Annotated in this window: 1 protein-coding gene; it reads right to left on the minus strand. The window is 63.6% G+C overall.

The genetic code is table 11. The annotated features are described in order from the left end of the window. Positions 1-66 precede the first annotated feature (66 nt). A partial coding sequence (locus NW809_RS12670; RefSeq protein ID WP_414402307.1) for a sulfatase occupies positions 67-1,237 on the minus strand: 1,171 nt, incomplete at its 5' end.

The following is a 1,237-nucleotide window of genomic DNA, read 5'->3' on the forward strand; positions in this document are numbered from 1 at the left end:
GTCTATGATGATCTCAACGGCTACCTGCGGGATCATTGGGGGGAAGAGGGAGAGCTGGAATAGCTCCTACTCCAGGTAGCCCAGCTCTTGCATCCGCCGCACCAAGTCTGTGTTGCTTTCCATGTCAACTCGGCGAGGAGCGGTGCTGGGCCGGCGCGATTCTGCCCACTCCAACCACTGCCTCAGCCCTTGCCGCAGGCGGTCTAGCCAAGCCTGGGGGGAAAGGGATCCCGGCTCAGAAGGGATCCCGGCCGCCAGCAAGTCCTGCAGTTCCGCCGGATCCTGCTCCAGGTTGTAGAGGCTGGGGCGATCTCCGGTTTGGATCAGCTTGGTCACCCCTTCGTAGAGAGCGCGGCGGGTGTCGTAACAGGCGCGCGCCTGCAGCAGGTTGTCGTTGCGGTTTTCCATGGCGCGCAGGAGAATCTGGGGCGGGAAGGCTTCGCTGAGCACCACTCCCTGCTCCGGATCCTCGCCGGCCAGGGTGCGGCTCAGGCTGAGGCGGGCGATCTCGCGGCGAAGCTGGAGGCTGACGCGGGGGGCGCCGTTGGCTAGAGAAAGGCTGGGGCGGAAGCCGGCTGCTTCCAAGAGAGTATGGAAGAGGCGGCGGGTGGAAACGGGGGTGGCCACGCGCTTTCCTGCTGGAAAGTAGCCGGGGTAGTGCAGGATCAGGGGGACGCGGATCAGCTCTTCGTAAACCACAAAGGCGTGGCCGACAAAGTCGTGTTCCCCTAAGCCTTCGCCGTGATCGGCGACGATGGCCACCAGGGTGTTCTGCTCTAGGCCGGTGTGGCGCAGGGTCTCGAAGACGGATCCCAGCAGGTGATCCTGGTAGGCCACCTCGGCATCGTAGATGTCCCTGAGCACCTGGGCCTGCAGCGGGGAAAGCGGCTGGGGCAGGGGCGCCATCCAGCGGTAGGGCTGGGCGTTATACTCCCGCAAAAAGTCGCGCGCCTCGCGGTTGGTCTTGAAGTAGGGAGCATATTTCTGCACAAAGGGCTCCGGCGGCCAGTAGGGCAGGTGGGGCTCCATCAGGTTGACAAAGCAAAAGAAGGGCGGCGCTTGCCCATCCAACTGGCGGCGGGCCATCTGCTGCAAGTAACCGTTGAGGTCAGCAATGGAGGCAGCCGTGTTGCCCTTGAAGTTCATCAGCCGGGTCCAGAGGGAGGCAAACCAGGGGTGCAGCGCCAGTTGGAAGAGAGTATCAGAGCGGGCAAAGGCGTTTTGCACCGGGTAGGAG

Origin of the sequence: Synechococcus sp. WC101 (assembly GCF_047461555.1) — a bacterium.
Lineage (GTDB): Bacteria > Cyanobacteriota > Cyanobacteriia > Thermostichales > Thermostichaceae > Thermostichus.